This is a genomic window from Streptomyces sp. NPDC059874, assembly GCF_042731135.1.
GTDB lineage: Bacteria > Actinomycetota > Actinomycetes > Streptomycetales > Streptomycetaceae > Streptomyces.
This window is the reverse complement of the sequence record NZ_JBHWJY010000009.1, coordinates 98,069-113,114: the sequence shown is the minus strand read 5'-3', so window position 1 is coordinate 113,114 and position 15,046 is coordinate 98,069. Positions and strand designations below refer to the sequence as shown.

Genomic DNA, 15,046 nt, shown 5'->3' with positions numbered 1-15,046 from the left:
CTCGAACCGCTTGAATGCCACAAAGTGAACTCCCCCTGAATTCGGTTTCCGTCGGAATGAGTGAATCAATGTTTTCCGAACCACCGCCAGACCAATTCCCGGTCCCCGATGCGGTCCATTTCCAAAATGCTTGACCATTCCCCGGCCCCGGTGGGTAACTGACGCCATGAGAGAAAACGAGAACAGTTCTTCCTGGCGGGATTTCCCGGCCGCCCAGCAACCCGACTGGCCCGATCCCGCGGCGCTGCGCGACGTCACCGGCCGGCTGTCCGAGGCGCCCGGGCTGGTCTTCGGCGCCGAGTGCGACCAGCTGCGGCTGAAGATGGCGGCGGTGGCCCGCGGCGAGGCCATCCTGCTCCAGGGCGGCGACTGCGCCGAGACGTTCGCCCAGGTCACCACCGACTCCATCCGGGGCAAGCTGAAGACCCTCCTCCAGATGGCCGTCGTGCTCTCCCACGCCACCGCGCTGCCGGTGGTCAAGGTGGGCCGGATGGCCGGGCAGTACGCCAAGCCGCGCTCCAGCCCGTACGAGGAGCGCGACGGGGTGACCCTGCCCTCGTACCGGGGTGACGCCGTCAACGGCCTGGAGTTCACGGCCGCTTCCCGCACCCCCGACCCGCGGCGGCTGCGCGACACGTACGAGGCGTCGGCCCGCACCCTGAACCTGGTACGCGCCCTGACCACCGGCGGGTTCGCCGACCTGCACCAGGTGCACGCCTGGAACCGGGGCTTCGTCGCCGGTTCGGGCGCCGGCGAGCGCTACGAGGCCCTCGCCGACGAGATCGACCGCACGCTCGCCTTCATGCGCGCGTGCGGGGTGGACACCCGTGAGCTGGGCACCGCCGAGTTCTTCGTAAGCCACGAGGGTCTGCTGCTCGACTACGAGGCAGCCCTGACCCGCACCGAACCGGAGACCGGTCGGACCTACGCGGCCAGCGGCCACCTGCTGTGGATCGGCGAGCGGACCCGCGACCTGGACGGCGCCCACGTGGAGTTCTTCTCCCGGATCGACAACCCGATCGCCGTGAAGCTGGGCCCCACCACCACCGCCGACACCGTCCTCGCCCTCCTCGACCGGCTCGACCCGGACCGCGACCCGGGCCGGCTGACCTTCGTCGTCCGGGCCGGCGCCGACAGGATCCGCGACGTGCTGCCCACGCTGGTGGAGAAGGTCGCCGCCGAGGGGGCGCTGCCCTGCTGGGTCAGCGACCCCATGCACGGCAACACCATCACCGCCCCCAGCGGCCACAAGACCCGGTCCTTCGACACGGTGCTCGACGAGGTGCGGGGTTTCGTCGAGGTCCACCAGTCGCTGGGCACCCACCCCGGCGGCATCCACGTCGAGCTGACCGGCGACGACGTGACCGAGTGCACAGGAGGCGGCAACACTGTTCGGCCCGAGGACCTGCCGCACCGGTACGAGACGGCCTGCGACCCCCGCCTCAACCACACCCAGTCCATCGACCTGGCCTTCCGGCTCGCGGAGATGTACCGCGAGCGCCGGCCGGTCAGCTCCTTTGTGGACGCAAGCCCTCTTCGATGAGCCCGAACGGCGGCCGGTCGCCCAGGTAGAAGTGCTCGCCGGGCACGGTCAGCGCCCGGAACGGCCCCCGGGTCGACTCCCGCCAGGCTGCACTCTGCGCGGTGGTCACCCGGGGGTCGGCGTCCCCCACGATCGCGGTGACCGGGCAGGTCAGCGGGGGCCGTCGCCGGCCCTCGTACGCGGCGAGCATCCGGAAGTCCGCCCCGATGTACGGCATGACCAGTTCCACGAAGGCTCGGTTCTCCAGCAACTCGGGGTCAGTGCCGCCCAGTTCGATGAGGGTCCGGCCGATCGACTCCGCGTCCCAGGCGGCCGCGGCCACCGGGTCGCCGGCCATCAGATGAGGCGCCCGCGCCCCCGAGGCGAAGAGGTGCGCCACCCCCGAGCCGGCCTCCTCCAGCGCCCGGACCACCTCGTACGCGACGATCGCGCCCATGCTGTGCCCGAAGAACGCGACCGGCCGGTCGTCCCCCGAGGCCAGCACGTCGGCGGCGATCTCGCGCGCCATCGGGACCAGTCGGTCCGCGCACTCCTCGGAGAACCGCTCCGCGCGCCCCGGGTAGCAGACCGCGTGGACCTCGTACGCGTCGAGCCCCTTGGCCCAGCCGCGGAAGAAGTAGGGCGACCCGCCGGCGTGCGGGAAGCACACCACCCGCTCCGCCGCGAACGGCCGGGCCTCGACCACCTGTGTCCACACCATCACTGCCACCCCTGCCCCAACGGCCGTACCACGGCGTCCGCACACTTCCGACGGCGCGATGGTCGTGCCTCGCCCTGACGGCGCGCTGACGTCCGGCGGGCGTCACTGTCAGTGCCCCGTCAGAGTCCTTCAGCAAAGTGACAGGGGTCCGCCACGCCGACCCCTGTCCCTGGAGATTCCATGACGGTGACCTCCGCCTACCCGTCGATAGCCGAAGCGACGATGATGCCGCGCATCATCCGGCTCGGCCCGAACCTGTACGGCGCGGCCTTCACCCTGATGAAGCTGCTTCCCGCGCACCACATCCTCAAGCAGGCCGAGGAGCGGGGTGAGCTGGGGCCGGACACGGTGATCGTCGAGACCACCTCGGGCACCTTCGGGCTCGCCCTGGCCATGCAGGCCGCCCTGATGCGCCGGAAGCTGATCCTGGTCAGCGACCCCGCGATCGACGCCAACCTGTACCGGCGGCTGACCGACCTCGGGGCCCGCGTGGAGATCTGCCACGAACCGGCGGAGGTCGGCGGCTTCCAGGGGGCCCGGCTGCGCCGGCTCGCCGAGATCCGCGCCGAACTGCCGGACTCCTTCTGCCCGGAGCAGTACAGCAACCCGGGCAACCCGGGCGCCTACCGGCTGGTCGCGGAGCAGCTCACCCGGACCCTCGGCACCGTCGACGCGCTGATCGGCCCGGTGGGCTCCGGCGGATCCGTGTGCGGCACCGTGCGGGGCCTGCGCGCCGCCACCCCGCACACCGAGGCGATCGGCGTGGACAGCCACCACAGCGTGCTCTTCGGGCAGCCCGACGGCTCCCGGGAGCTGCGGGGCCTCGGCAACAGCCTGTGGCCCGCCAACCTCGACCACCGCGTCTTCGACGAGGTGCACTGGCTGACCGCCGGCGAGGCGTACGCCTCCACCCGCGCCCTTCACGCCCGCCACGCCCTCTTCCAGGGGCCGACCAGCGGCGCCGCCTACCTCGTCGCCCGCTGGTGGGCCGAGCGCAACCCGGACCGCACCGGGGTGGTGATGCTCCCCGACGAGGGCTACCGCTACCAGGCCACCGTCTACGACGACAGTTGGCTGGAGGCGCAGGGGCACCCGCTGCGCGAGCGGCCGTCCGCGCCGGTCACCGCCGCCGGCCCCGACGCGGCGGGCGACCGCTGGACCCGGTTCGCCTGGGACCGGCGGGCCTACGAGGAGGTCCCGGGCGTCGTGTCCCGGCCCGCGCCGGCGGCCGCCCGATCCGCCGACGCGGCCGCCGCGCAGCCGGTGGGGGTGGGCGCGTGAGCCGGACCCTGCCCACCGGAACGGTCACCGGCACGGGCCGGCTCGAACAGGGCCTGGGCGCCCGTACCCGCCGCGTCGTCTACGGCGAGCCCGGCCCGGAGGCGGTGCGCCGGGAGCTGGAGGCCACCAGCACCGTCGACCTCGCCCACGTGGTCATGCTCCGCGAGAGCGGGCTGCTGCCCGGTCCGGCCGCGGCGGCCCTGCTGGACCGGGTCCGGCGACTGCGGGCGAGCGGCTTCGCCGAACTGACCGGCCGCCAGGCCCCGCGCGGCCTGTACCTCATGTACGAGGGCTACCTCGTGGAGGAGCTCGGCTCCGACATCGGCGGGAAGGTGCACACCGCCCGGTCCCGCAACGACATCAAGGCCACCGTGACCGCGATGCGGCTGCGCTCGGAGCTCACCGAGCTGCTCGGCGAGGTCCTGCGCCTGCAGGCCGCGCTGCTCTCCCGGGCCCGCCGGCACGCCGACGCGGTGATGCCCGTATACACCCACTACCAGCCCGCGATGCCCATCAGTTACGGCTACTACCTGGCCGGCATCGCCACCGCCCTGGACCGCGACATCGCCGCGCTCCGCCACACCGTCGAGGACCTCGACCGCTGCCCGCTGGGCGCCGGCGCCGTCGCCGGCACCGACCTGCCGATCCGCCCCGAGCGCACGGCCGCCCTGCTGGGCTTCCGCGGCGGCGCCACCCTGCACGCCACCGACGCGGTGGCGGCCCGCGACACGATGCTGCGCGGCCTGGCCGTGGTGGCGTCGGCGGCGGTCACGCTGAGCCGGCTGGCCACCGACCTCCAGCTGTGGAGCACCCAGGAGTTCGGCTTCGTGGAGTTCCCCGAGCGCCTCGTCGGCGGCAGCTCCGCGATGCCGCAGAAGCGCAACGCCTTCCTGCTGGAGCACGTCAAGGCCAAGGCCGCGTGGGCGGTGGGGGCGTGGACCGCCTCGGCGTCCGCCAGCAAGTCCACGCCGTTCACCAACTCCATCGAGGTCGGTACGGAGGCGGTGGCCGTGGCCTGGCCCGCGCTGGCCGCCGTACGGGAGTCCGTACTGCTCGGCCAGGTCCTGGTCTCCGGGGCCCGGCCGGTCACCGAGCGGATGGAGCAGCGGGCCAAGGAGGGCTTCACCACCGCCACGGTGATCGCCAACCGGCTGGTCGGCGAGGGCGTGCCGTTCCGGACGGCGCACCACGTGGTGGGCGCGGCCGTGCGGGACGCCATCGCCGCCGGCGAGCGCGAACTCACCAAGATCGAGACCCCGGAGGGGGTGACGGACTTCGGCGGCGGGCTGCCCTCGCTCGCCGAGGTCGTCGCCGACCTCGACCGGGGCGGCGGCCCCGGCGAGTGCGCCGCGATCGTCGGCACCCTGCGGGACCGCCTCGCCGGGCACGGCGACTGGCTCATGGCCTACCGGGCGGGGCTGCGCGATGCCGCGCGGCTGCTGGACGCCGATGTGGACGCCGTCGTGAGACGTCACGGAACGGGAGAGACGCGATGAGTACGGGCGGCGGCCGGTTCGCCTTCCTGGAGAGCAACACCACCGGCACCGGGCGGGACTTCTGCGCCGCGGCCCGGGCCCGCGGGATGCGCCCCGTCCTGCTGAGCCGGGACCCCGGCCGGTACCCGTACGCCGTGCTGGACGGCATCGACACGGTGGTGCTGGACACCTCCGACCCGCAGGCCGTCCTGGAGGCGTGCACGCGGCTCGATCCGGTTGCCATCGCCTCCAGCTCCGAGTACTTCGTCGCCCTGGCGGCGCGCATGGCGGCCAAGCTGGGGCTGCCGGGACCGGACGGCGACGCCGTGGAGCGCTGCCGGTCCAAGGACACGCAGCGGGCCGTGCACGCGGCCGCCGGGGTGCCGGTGCCGGCGTTCGCGGCGGTGACCGGGGCCGCGGAGGCCGCCGGGGCCGCGGAGCGGATCGGCTTCCCGGTCGTCCTCAAGCCCGTCAGCGGCTCCGGCTCGGTCGGGGTGCGGCTGTGCGAGGACGCGGGGCAGGCCCGTGCGTGGGCGCAGCGGTTGCTGTCCGACGGCTCGGCCACCGTGCTGGTGGAGGCGGCCGTCTCCGGCCCGGAGTTCTCGGTGGAGACCTTCGACGGCGAGGTGGTGGCGGTGGTCGCCAAGCACGTCGGGCCCGAGCCGTACTTCGTGGAGACCGGGCACGACGTGCCCGCCCCCGTCCCGGCCGCCACCGCCGCCGAGCTCGGCGCCACCGCGGTACGAGCGGTGGGCGCGCTGGGTCTGGGCTACGGCGCCGCCCACACCGAGCTGCGGCTGGGCCCCGGCGGGCCGGTGGTCATCGAGGTCAACCCGCGCCTGGCGGGCGGCATGATCCCGGTCGCGGTGAAGGCCGCGACCGGGGTGGACCTGGTGGACAGCGTGATCGCCCGGGCCGCCGGGCAGCCGGCCGCCCCGCGCGGCGCGGCGGCCGGTCACGCCGCTGTCCGCTTCGTCCAGTTGGCCGGAGAGGGCCGGGTCACGGCCGTCGCGGGCCTGGCCGACGCCGCCGCGGCGCCGGGTGTGGCGGCCGTGTCCGCGAGCACCGCGGTGGGCCGGGAGCTGCGGGTGACGCACTCCTTCCAGGACCGCCTGGCCTGCGTGGTCGCCGCGGGCCCCGACTCCGCCGCCGCGGCCCGCCGGGCCTCGGCGGCCAAAGCCCTGATCGACATCACCGTGGAGGAGACCCCCCGATGAAAGGCGCACCGACGTCCCCCTCACGGACGCGGCCGAGCACCCCCGCCGACGCCCCTGCGGCCGGCATCCGGACGACCACGCACGCGCCGGCCGCCCCCGGCGGGCGGCCCACGACCGACGGCCCGGCGACCGCACGGGCCGCAGGCACCCCGGCCGGGGGACCTGCCGTCAGCACCCCGCCCACCGCCCAGGCCGAAGCCGCCTCCGCCGGAGCCCCCACGACCGGCCGCCCGGCGGACGCCCGCACCGGGGGCACACCCGGCCAGGTCGCCCCGGCCCCCGTCGCCTCTGCCGGTGCACCGAACGTCGTACCCCCGGCGGACGCCCCTGTCGGGGTCGGCGGCGCCGCGCCGGCCGGCAGTGCGGCCGCCGGCGGCTCGGCACCCACCGCCGGGGGCGCCAGGGCCGGTACCCGGCTGCCGCGCTGGGTCGCGGGGGACCGCGTGCCGCCCGGCTCGCCCGCGGGGCCCACGGCGGGGACCGGCTTCCACGAGGTGACCGTGGAGCCCGCGTTGGTGGGGGCGGTCGGGCGGACGGCCGCCGCGCTCGGGGTCGCGCCGGACGCGCTGCTCGGCGCCGCGCACGCCCGGGTGCTCGCCACGGTGGCCGCCGAGCGGGAGCTGCGGACCGGCCTCGCCGACGGGCCCGGCGTGCGGGAGCTGCGCCTCACGGTGGCCCCGTCCGGCTGGGCGGAGCTCGTCGCTGCCACCGCCGCCGCCCTCGCCGGGGCCGCGCCGGCCGCGGGGCCCCGGCCCGAGGTGGTCCTCGACCTGGCCGGCGACGCCCCGGCCCCGCTCGGCGCCGGCGAGGTGCTCCGCGTCCTGTGGAGCTCCGCCGACGCGGGACTGCGGCTGAGGCTGCGCTACGACCCCCGCGCGCTCGACGCCACGTACGCGGACCGGCTCGCCGGCTACCACCTGACCGCCCTGCGCCTGCTCACCGAGGACCCGTACGCCCGCCACGACCGGCAGAGCCTGCTGTCCCCCCAGGAGGTCGAGAGCCAGATCCACGGCCTCGCCGGCCCCCGCGCCGAGTTGCCGGACGCCGTCCTCACCGACCTCTTCGAGGAGCGGGTCCGCCGCCACCCCGACGCCGTCGCCGCCGAGCACGGCGCCCGCCGCTGGACGTACCGCCAACTGGACGCGCACGCCGACCGCGTCGCGCACGCGCTGCTCGCCGCCGGGTCACGGCCGCACGACGTCGTCGCCGTCGTCATGGACCGCTCCCTCGACTGGATCGCCGCCGCGCTCGGCGTCCTGAAGGCCGGCGCGGTCTACCTCCCCATGGGCCCCGACCTGCCCGTGGACCGGATCAGCGCCCAACTGTCCGCCGCCGCGGCCTCCTTCGTCCTCGCCGAGCCCGGCACGGAGGTGCTCGCGCGGAAGGCCGCCGACGGCACGCCCGCGCCGCCGGCCGTGATCTGCGTACGGGACGTCCACACGGCCGACCTGCCCGACGGTCCGCCCGCCGTCCGCGTCCGCCCCGACCACGCGGCGTACGTCTACTTCACCTCCGGCTCCACGGGCGACCCCAAGGGCGCGTTGTGCGAACACGCCGGCCTCCTCAACCACCTCCTCGCGAAGGCGGCGGACATGGGGATGGCGGACGGCGGGGACACCGGGAGCGGCGAGGTCGTCGCGCAGACCGCCCCGCAGAGCTTCGACATCTCCCTCTGGCAGTTCGCCGCGCCCCTCCTGACCGGCGGCGCCACCCGCATCATCGCGACCGACGTCCTGCTCGACGTGGACGGCTTCCTCGACGAGATCGTCGAAGGGCGCGTCACCATCGCCCAGACCGTCCCCGCCTACCTGGAAGTGCTCGTCCGGCAGCTGGAGCGCCGCCCCCGCGACCTGGGCGCGCTGCGCGCCGTCTCGGTGACCGGCGAGGTGCTCTCACCCGACCTGGTGCGCCGCTGGTTCGCGCTGTGCCCGGGGATCTCCCTGGTCAACGCGTACGGCGCGACCGAGGTCTGCGACGACACGATGCACGAGGTCCTCGACCGGGCGCCCGAACCCGGCCGACCGGTCGCGCTGGGCCGCTCCCTGCCCAACGTGAACACGTACGTCCTGGACCAGAACCTCGGCCTGGTCCCGCTCGGTTCGGCGGGCGAGATCGCCTTCTCCGGGGTCTGCGTGGGCCTCGGCTACGTCAACGACGAGGAGCGCACGCAGCAGGTCTTCGTGTCCGACCCGTTCCGGGCCGGCACCCGGATGTACCGGACCGGGGACTTCGGCCGATGGCTGCCGGACGGCCGCATGGAGTTCCTGGGCCGGCACGACGAGCAGGTCAAGATCCGCGGCTTCCGCATCGAACTCGGCGAGATCGAGAGCCGGCTGCTCGCCCTGCCCGGCGTCCGCGAGGCGGCGGTGGTCATCGTCGGGGACTCCGGCATCCACCGGCACCTGGTGGCCTTCTTCACCACCGACGCCGAAGGCGACGGTCCCGGCGTCGAGCGGGCCCGCGGCCACCTGGCCTCCGTACTCCCCGACTACATGGTGCCCAGCTATCTGCACCCGCTGCGCCGGCTGCCGCGCACCGCCAACGGAAAGGCCGACAAGAAGGCCCTCGTGGAGCTGGCGAGCACCCTCGGCCACGGCGGTGACGGCCACACCGGGCCGGCCACCGCCACCGAGCGCCGGCTGGCCATGCTGTGGGCGGAGGTCCTCGGGGTGCCGCTGGAGCGCATCGGCCGCCACGACGACTTCTTCGCGCTGGGCGCCAGTTCGCTCGCCTCGGTCCGGGTGGTCGTACGGCTCGACCGCGCGCTGTCCCTGAAGGAACTGGTCGCCCACCCGGTGCTGGCCGATCTGGCGGCCCTCCTCGACGGTCGGCGCGGCGGCGAGCCCCGGGAGGCGGCGCACCGGTTGCTGCACCCGCTGCTCACGGTCCGCAACCCGCACCACACCCTGGTGTGCCTGCCGTACGCGGGTGGCAGCGCCCTGAACTTCCGGGCCCTGGCGACCGAGCTGGAGCGCGAGGGGATCGCGGTGCTGGGGGCGGAGCTGCCCGGCCACGACTTCGCGGCCGAGGACGAGCCGCTGGAGGACGTGGCGACGCTCGCGGGGCGGGCCCGCGACGAGATCCTCGCGCAGGTCACCACCCCCGTCCTGCTCTGGGGCCACTGCTCGGGCGCGGCCCTGGCCCTGGAGACCGCCCGGCTGCTCCAGGAAGCCGGCCGCCCGGCGGAACGGGTCTTCATCGGCGGACAGTTGCTGCACGACGCGCAGGCGCTGCGCGCGGAGCTGGCCGAGGTGCGGACGACCGACCGGGAGGACCTGCTGGGTCGGTTGCGCGCCGACAACGCCTATGTCGAGCTGGACGCCTTCACCCCCGAGCGGGCGGCGGCCGTCGACCGGGCCTACCGGCACGATGTGATCACCGCCAACCGGCACCTGCTGCGGATCCTGGACGCCCCCGCGGCATACCGGATCGACGCACCCGTGGAGGTGGTGGTGGCCCGCGACGACGCCTGGACTGCCGCCGCGGACCCCGCGTACCGGGCCTGGCGGGCGGTCTCCGACCGCGTCACGCTGCACGAACTCGAAGAGGGCGGGCACTACTTCACCGGCACCCGGGCCGCGGAGACCGCCGACGTGGTGAGGAGGACCACCGGATGATCACGACCCAGACGGCAGCGCCGGTCAGCCCTGCGGCCGTCCCCGCCGCCGGCTACCGGCAGGTGGCCGCCACCGGAGTCAGTACGGCCTTCGGCACCTTCGGCGAGCTGCTCCAGGGCGTCCTGCCGGAGGAGGACGGCAACTTCCTGGTGACGCTGCCGGTGGCCCGCTGGTCCATGGCCCGCTTCGAAGTGCGGTCGCAGCAGCCGGGGTTGGAGGTGTGGCCGCCGCACAAGAAGAAGGCGCTGCGACTCACCTCCATGATCCTGGAGGACGAGGGTCTGCCGGCCGCCGGGCTGCTGCGGATCGACAGCACCCTGCCCGAGGGCAAGGGGCTGGCCAGCTCCTCGGCCGACCTGGTGGCGACGGCGCGGGCGGTGGCCAACGCGCTGGGCGTCCCGATGCCGCCGCGCCGGATCGAGGGGTACCTGGCGCGGATCGAACCGACCGACGGGGTGCTCTACGACGCGGTCGTGGCCTTCCACCACCGCAGCGTCCGGCTGCGGGCGAAGCTCGGCTCGCTGCCCTCCATGGCGGTCGTCGGTGTCGACGAGGGCGGCGCGGTGGACACCGTCGCCTTCAACAACATCCCGAAGCCGTTCACCGCCGCCGACAAACGGGAGTACGCGCGCCTCCTGGACCGGGTCACCGGCGCCGTCGCCGCCCGCGATCTGGCCGAGGTCGGACGCGTGGCCACGGCGAGCGCCCGGATGAACCAGGTGCTGCGCCACAAGTGGTCCCTGGATTCGATGACGGGCATCTGCGAGGAGGTCGGCGGTCTGGGTGTGGTCGTCGGGCACAGCGGCACCACCCTGGGCATCCTCATGGACACCGACGCCCCGGACTGCCCGGCCCGGCTGGCGGCCGCCGCGCAGCTGTGCCAGGAACTCGTGGGAAATGTGACGGTCTACCGGACCCTCAGCTTCCACTGAGGGGGCCCCGAAGGGCCCCCGACTTCGTCCACCGAGCCCCCGGGCCGAGCCTCGCGCTCGCCCCGGGGGCTTCCGCTTGGGTACTACCCCGGGGGTCCACCGGTCGGTGGACGCGAGGTTCAACCGGTCGAGCCTGTCGTCGCGACCCCCGCTGCGACCAGCATGTATGTCATGACGAACCCCACCGTACGGATGGCCCGATGGAGCGCCCGCAATCCGTGGCGCGCGATCACCGGCTGGCTCCTCTTCGTCGTCCTCTGCCTGGGGGCGGGCATCGTGATCGGTGCGAACCCCGCCACCAGCGAGGACTTCCGCATCGGCGAGGCCGGCCGCGCCGAGGCCATCGCCGCCGAGGGCGGCCTCCAGCAGAAGCCCGTGGAGCGGGTGTTGATCCACGCCCGGCCCGGCGCCGGCGCCTTCGACACGGCCCTGGCCGAGGCCGCCGCCCGCGACGCCGGCGCCCGGATGGCCGCGCTCCCCGAGGTCGCCTCGGTCGGCGCCCCGGTGCCCGCCTCCGACGGCTCGGCGCTGCGCGTGGACGTCACCATGAAGGGCGCCGAGTTCGACGCCAAGAAGCACGTGGACGTGCTCCTGGCGCAGACCGCGGCCGTCCAGGAGGCCTACCCGGGGCTGTGGGTGGAGGAGGTCGGCTCCCCCTCGATCAGCAAGGGCGTCGACGGGCTCCGCGGCGACGACCTGGCCCGTACGGAGGTCATCGCGCTCCCCGTCACCCTGATCACCCTGCTGATCGTCTTCAGCTCCATCGCCATGGCCATCGTCCCGCTGCTGCTGGCGCTCTCCTCGATCATCGCCGCGGTCGGCCTGTCGATGCTCGCCTCGCACGTCTTCCCGGACGCGGGCGTCGGCACCAACGTGATCCTGCTGATCGGCCTGGCCGTCGGCGTGGACTACACCCTCTTCTACCTCAAGCGGGAGCGTGAGGAGCGGGCCCGGGCGGGCGGCCGCCTCACCCCGCAGGCCGTCGTCGAACTGGCCGCCGCCACCTCGGGCCGCGCGGTCGTCGTCTCCGGGCTGGCCGTGGCCGTGTCCAGCGCCACCCTGTTCCTCGCCGACGACGTGATCTTCTCCTCCATCGCCACCGGCGCGATCGTCGTCACCCTGGTCGCCGTGCTCAGCTCGCTGACCGTGCTGCCCGCCCTGCTGGCCAAGCTCGGCGAGCGCGCCGACCGCCGCCGGGCCCGCAAGGAGGCCCGCGCCGCCGCCAAGGGCCGTACCCTGCGCGTCAAGCAGCCGAAGACCGGCGCCGGCCGGATCACCGCCGCCGTGCTGCGGCCCACCGCGAAGCACCCCGTCGCCACCCTGGCCGTGGCCACCCTCGCGATGGTCGCCCTCGCCCTGCCCGTGCTGAACCTGAACCTCACCGAGATGGGCCGCGACACCCACTCGCGGGCCATCGGCGCCATGCAGACCTACGACCGGGCGATGGCCGCGTACCCCGAGCTGAACTCCATGCACCAGGTCCTCGTGAAGGCGGACCCCGACCGCCGCGACGAAGTGGCCGCCGCCCTCACCGAGCTGGCCGGCCGCGCCACCGCCGAAGACCCCGCGATCAGCGGCAAGCCGGTCCTGCGCACCTCCCCCGACGGCCGGATCACCATGCTGGAGATGGCGGTCGCCCACCCCGTCGGCAGCGTCGAGGCCCACACCTCCCTGAAGAAGCTGCGTACGGAGCTGCTCCCGGCCACCGCCGGGAAGCTCACCGGCACCGAGACCGCCGTCACCGGTGACGTCGCCCGCAACGCCGACTACCCGGCGCACCAGAAGCAGAAGCTCCCGCTGATCATCGGCGCGCTGCTGCTCGTCACCTTCGCGATGACCGTGTGGGCCTTCCGCTCCCTCGTCCTCGGCCTGATCGGCATCGTCCTCAACCTGCTCTCCGCCTTCGCCTCGCTCGGCCTGCTGGTGCTCGTCTTCCAGAACGAATGGGCCGAGGGGATCCTCGCCTTCGAGTCCACCGGCTCCATCGGAGCCCGGGTACCGCTCTTCCTCTTCGTGATCCTCTTCGGACTCTCGATGGACTACCAGGTCTTCGTGATCAGCCGGATCCGGGAGGCCGCCATGAACGGCACCCCGACCCGCCAGGCGGTCCTCGACGGCATCGGCAGCTCCGCCGGAGTGGTCACCAGCGCCGCCGTGGTCATGGTCACCGTCTTCGCCAGCTTCGCCGCGCTGCACCTGATCGAGATGAAGCAGATCGGCTTCGCCCTCGCCGCGGCCGTCCTGCTGGACGCCTTCGTGATCCGCATCCTGATCCTGCCCGCGCTGATGCTGCTGCTCGGCGAGTGGAACTGGTGGCCGTCGCGCGGTATGCGCCAGGTGCGGTCCGAGGCGTCAACGGAACGTCAGCCGGCGACCGTAGGCTGATCACATGAGCGAACGGCCGCAGTCCTCCGACCGGTTGACCGTCGACAAGTTCCACGGCTGGTACACCACGGCATGGGTGCTCCTCGGCCTGATCCCCTCGGTCATCGGGGTGGAGAACGACTCGGGAGCACCCAAGTGGGGGGCCCTGGCCCTGCTCGCGGTTCTCGCCTCCTGCTACACCACCGTACGGCGGTTTCCGGACAACCCCGTCCTGCGGCCCCAGGCCTACCTGGCCCTGCTCGCCCTCGGGCTGGGCGCCATGGGGGGCCTGCCGGGCGGCGGGGCGGCGCTGTTCATCGTCTCCCTCCCGCAGTTCTGGCTCTTCGCCACCGGCGTCCGCGCCTCGATCGTCCTCAGCGGGGCGGCCGCCGCGGCCACCGTCGTCGGCAGCACCCTGCGCAGCGACGAGTCCCTCACGGGCAATGTCGTCTTCATCTTCATCGGGTACGCCGCCTCGGTCCTGACCGGACTGCTGATCCACCGGCTCGTGGCGGACAGCGACGCCCGGGCCGGGCTGCTGGGCGCGGAACTGGAGAGCGCGCAGGCCCGGCTGGCCGAGGCGCATCGGCAGCAGGGCGCGGCGGACGAGCGGGAGCGAATGGCGCGGGAGATCCACGACACCCTCGCGCAGGGCTTCGCCTCCATCATCGTGCTGGCGGAAGCGGCCCGTTCGACCGTCACCTCGGACCCGGAGCGCACCGGGCAGCAGCTGGTCTCCATCGAGCAGACCGCCCGCGAGAACTTCGCCGAGGCCCGGGTGCTGGTGGGCTCCGCCCCGCAGAGCGGCCTGGCCCCCGGCTCGGTCGCGGTGACCCTGCGCCGGACGTTGGACCGGTTCACCCAGGACACCGGGCTGACCGTCGAGGCGGAGCTGCCGCCGGACGTCGAATGCGACCAGCAGACCCGGATCGCGCTGCTGCGCTGCACCCAGGAGTCCCTTGCGAACGTGCGCAAGCACGCCGCCGCGACCACGGTCGGCGTGGTCCTCACGCAGTACCCGCACGCCATCGAGCTGGAGATCACCGACGACGGGCGCGGCTTCGTCGTCGAGGACTCCCGCGGCTTCGGCCTCGACGGCATGCGCAAGCGGCTCGCCGAGCTGGACGGCGACCTCACGGTGACCAGCTCGCTCGGGGACGGCACCCGCGTCCTCGCCACGATCCACACGAACGGACAGCCCTGATGAAGACGACGCCCGAAGACGCCGACAGGATCAGGGTCGTCGTGGTGGACGACCACACGGTGATGCGCGCCGGGGTCGTCGCGCTCCTGGCCCCCGAGCCCTGCATCGCCATCGTCGGCGAGGCCGACAACGGGCGGGAGGCCGTCGAGCTCGTCGCGTCCCTGCGCCCCGACGTGGCCCTGATCGACCTGCGGATGCCGGTCATGGACGGGGTGGCGGCGACCGCCGAGATCGTCGCCGGCCCGGCCGCGACACGGGTGCTCATCCTCACCACGTACGACACGGACGTGGAGATCGAACGGGCCGTCGAGGCCGGTGCGATCGGCTACCTGTTGAAGGACACCACCCGCGAACAGCTCGTGGCCGCGATCCGCTCGGCGGCCCGCGGCGAGACGGTACTGGCCCCGCGGGTGGCGGAGCGGCTGGTTGCGAGGATGCGGCAGCCCGACCCGGTGGTGCTGACCGCGCGTGAGCTGGACGTGCTGAGCGCGGTGGCCGACGGGCTGTCCAACTCGGACATCGGCAAGCGCCTGGTCATCGCGGAGGCCACGGTCAAGACCCACCTGCTGCGGGTCTTCGCCAAGCTGGACGTCAGCGACCGCACCCATGCCGTGGTGATCGCCTTGGAACGGGGCCTGTTGGTCCGCCCGGAGCGCGGCTGACGGTGCCCGGGGGGGGCCGGAGCCCGTGGAGGGCCAGGCCGGCCGTTGGCC

At 74.1% G+C, this 15,046-nt stretch carries 10 protein-coding genes; 9 read left to right on the top strand and 1 reads right to left on the bottom strand.

The window, feature by feature from the left end; genetic code table 11:
- Positions 1–166: 166 nt before the first annotated feature.
- A complete protein-coding gene (locus tag ACFV9H_RS08030; RefSeq protein ID WP_385394888.1) occupies positions 167–1,543 on the top strand; it encodes a class II 3-deoxy-7-phosphoheptulonate synthase in 1,377 nt (458 codons plus the stop codon).
- On the opposite strand, the gene ACFV9H_RS08025 is transcribed toward ACFV9H_RS08030, so the two are convergent.
- On the bottom strand, positions 1,509–2,243 hold the full coding sequence (locus ACFV9H_RS08025; RefSeq protein WP_385394886.1) for a thioesterase II family protein: 735 nt from the start codon (positions 2,241–2,243) through the stop codon (positions 1,509–1,511). The two genes, ACFV9H_RS08030 and ACFV9H_RS08025, sit on opposite strands and share 35 nt — an antisense overlap.
- Before the next feature lie 180 nt (positions 2,244–2,423).
- On the opposite strand from ACFV9H_RS08025, the gene ACFV9H_RS08020 reads away from it, so the two are divergent.
- The 8 genes from ACFV9H_RS08020 to ACFV9H_RS07985 all read left to right on the top strand — a co-directional run bounded on the left by ACFV9H_RS08020 (position 2,424) and on the right by ACFV9H_RS07985 (position 14,995).
- On the top strand, positions 2,424–3,524 hold the full coding sequence (locus ACFV9H_RS08020; RefSeq protein ID WP_385394884.1) for a cysteine synthase family protein: 1,101 nt from the start codon (positions 2,424–2,426) through the stop codon (positions 3,522–3,524).
- Positions 3,521–5,020, top strand: coding sequence for an argininosuccinate lyase (gene argH / locus ACFV9H_RS08015; RefSeq protein ID WP_385394882.1), 1,500 nt, complete (start codon positions 3,521–3,523; stop codon positions 5,018–5,020). Before ACFV9H_RS08020 ends, argH begins: the two co-directional genes overlap by 4 nt.
- The gene (locus ACFV9H_RS08010; protein WP_385394880.1) at positions 5,017–6,216 is read left to right on the top strand and encodes an ATP-grasp domain-containing protein; all 1,200 of its coding nucleotides are present in this window, start codon (positions 5,017–5,019) and stop codon (positions 6,214–6,216) included. Before argH ends, ACFV9H_RS08010 begins: the two co-directional genes overlap by 4 nt.
- Entirely contained in the window at positions 6,213–9,833 is a 3,621-nt protein-coding gene (locus ACFV9H_RS08005; RefSeq protein ID WP_385394877.1) for an amino acid adenylation domain-containing protein, read from the top strand. Before ACFV9H_RS08010 ends, ACFV9H_RS08005 begins: the two co-directional genes overlap by 4 nt.
- The gene (locus tag ACFV9H_RS08000) at positions 9,830–10,765 is read left to right on the top strand and encodes a kinase (RefSeq protein ID WP_385394874.1); all 936 of its coding nucleotides are present in this window, start codon (positions 9,830–9,832) and stop codon (positions 10,763–10,765) included. The genes ACFV9H_RS08005 and ACFV9H_RS08000 overlap by 4 nt, the downstream gene beginning before the upstream one ends.
- Positions 10,766–10,936: 171 nt before the next feature.
- Positions 10,937–13,150 (top strand): MMPL family transporter, encoded by a 2,214-nt coding sequence (locus tag ACFV9H_RS07995; protein WP_385394871.1) that lies wholly within the window; start codon positions 10,937–10,939, stop codon positions 13,148–13,150.
- Between the two features lie 4 nt (positions 13,151–13,154).
- Positions 13,155–14,333 (top strand): sensor histidine kinase, encoded by a 1,179-nt coding sequence (locus tag ACFV9H_RS07990; protein ID WP_385394869.1) that lies wholly within the window; start codon positions 13,155–13,157, stop codon positions 14,331–14,333.
- Positions 14,333–14,995 carry a response regulator gene (locus ACFV9H_RS07985; RefSeq protein WP_385394866.1) on the top strand — a complete coding sequence of 221 codons (663 nt, stop codon included), beginning with the start codon at positions 14,333–14,335 and terminating at the stop codon, positions 14,993–14,995. Before ACFV9H_RS07990 ends, ACFV9H_RS07985 begins: the two co-directional genes overlap by 1 nt.
- Positions 14,996–15,046: the final 51 nt, after the last annotated feature.